2 protein-coding genes and 1 pseudogene are annotated in these 1736 nt (G+C 75.1%); all 3 read left to right on the forward strand.

Translation table 11 applies throughout. The annotated features are described in order from the left end of the window. Nucleotides 1–505: response regulator transcription factor (locus ACTUAL_RS10215; RefSeq protein ID WP_440900103.1), on the forward strand; the 505-nt coding region annotated here is incomplete at its 5' end. Nucleotides 506–723: 218 nt separating this feature from the next. Then, on the forward strand, nt 724–1476 hold the full coding sequence (locus ACTUAL_RS10220) for an ABC transporter ATP-binding protein (RefSeq protein WP_440900104.1): 753 nt from the start codon (nt 724–726) through the stop codon (nt 1474–1476). Continuing rightward, nucleotides 1476–1736, forward strand: a pseudogene (locus tag ACTUAL_RS10225) (ABC transporter permease); the annotation flags it as partial. The gene ACTUAL_RS10220 and the pseudogene ACTUAL_RS10225, both read left to right, overlap by 1 nt.

Consider the following 1736-nt stretch of genomic DNA (forward strand, 5'->3'; position numbering starts at 1 on the left):
CGCGGCGGCCTGGCTGGCGCGCGTGGACGCCGAGGAGGACCGGCTCGACGGCGGGGTGGTCACCGGGCCGTGGCTGGTCGCCGCCGAGCTGCACGGGGACGTCCACGAGCAGGCGGTGTGCCGGTGGCGCGCGGCCGAGACCGCCCTGGCGCGCGGGCAGCGGGAGCAGGCCGCGACCCTGCTCAAGGCCGCCGACACCGCGGCCGAGCTGCTCGGGGCGCGCCCGCTGCGCGACGCGGTGCGGCAGAGCGCCCGGCGCGGCCGGGTCGTGCTGCGCGGCGAGGTGCCCGGCGGCCAGGTGGACCCGTTCACCCCGCGCGAGCGCTCGGTGCTGGCGCTGGTGGCGCTCGGGCGCACCAACCGCGAGGTCGGCGAGGAGCTGGTGATCAGCGAGAAGACGGTGAGCGTGCACCTCACCCGCATCATGGCCAAGCTCGGCGCGGGCAGGCGCGGCGAGGCGGTCGCGATCGCGTTCGAGCGGGGGCTGCTGGACGTCACCGGGTAGCCGGTGCCACCGGGGGATGAGCCCGACCGTCCCCCGGTCATCCCGCAGGGGGACCGCCCTCCCCACCGGGGGTCTGATCGCGCACCCGCCGCCGAGGCGACGCCCGCGCACACCGCCCGGCCCTAGCGTTCTCCCCGTCAGCCAGAAGCGCGGCGGACGCACGGGAACGCGGTGAGCGGACCCGGCCCGCAGGCGCCCCGACCCCAGGGAGCACAACCATGTCCGCAGTCGTGTCCGACGTCGGAACCCGGACCGCCGTGGAGGCGACCGGCCTGGTCAAGGTGTACGGCAAGGGCGACACCGCGGTGCACGCGCTGGCCGGGGTCACCGTCGCCTTCGAGGCGGGCCGGTTCACCGCGATCATGGGCCCCTCGGGTTCGGGCAAGTCCACCCTCATGCACTGCCTGGCGGGCCTGGACGACGTGGACGGCGGCCAGGTGCGCGTCGGCGGCGCCGAGATCACCGGCCTGGGCGACAAGGACCTCACCAAGCTCCGCCGCGACCGGGTCGGGTTCGTCTTCCAGTCGTTCAACCTCCTGCCGACGCTCACCGCGGAGCAGAACATCCTGCTCGGCCTGGAGCTCGCGGGCCGCAAGCCCGACCGGGAGTGGTTCGACACCATCGTCGAGGTGCTCGGCCTGCGCGACCGCCTCAAGCACAAGCCGACCGAGCTGTCCGGCGGCCAGCAGCAGCGCGTGGCCTGCGCCCGCGCCCTGGTCGCCCGGCCCGACGTGGTGTTCGCCGACGAGCCCACCGGCAACCTGGACTCGCGCTCCGGCGCCGAGGTCCTGGACTTCCTGCGCATGTCGGTCCGCAAGCTCGGCCAGACCGTGATCATGGTGACGCACGACCCGGTCGCCGCCTCCTACGCGGACCGCGTCGTGCTGCTGGCCGACGGCCACCTCGCGGGCGACATCACCGCCCCCACCGCCGACACCGTCCTCGCCGCCCTGAAGAACCTGGGGGCCTGATGCTGCGCACGATCATCGCGGGGCTGCGGGCCCGCACCGCGCGGCTCGTGCTCTCCTCGATCGCGATCGCGCTGGGCGTCGCCTTCGTCACCGGCACCCTCGTGCTCGGCGACGCCATCGACGCAGGCAGCCGCGAGGAGTACGCCAAGAGTTCCCGCAACGTCGCGGTGTCCGCCCAGGTCAACGGGGACGCCTCCGAGCTGAGCAGCATCCCGGAGTCCGCGCTGGCCGAGGTCAGGGCCGTGCCCGGCGTCAGCGGC

This window comes from Actinosynnema sp., assembly GCF_052038725.1.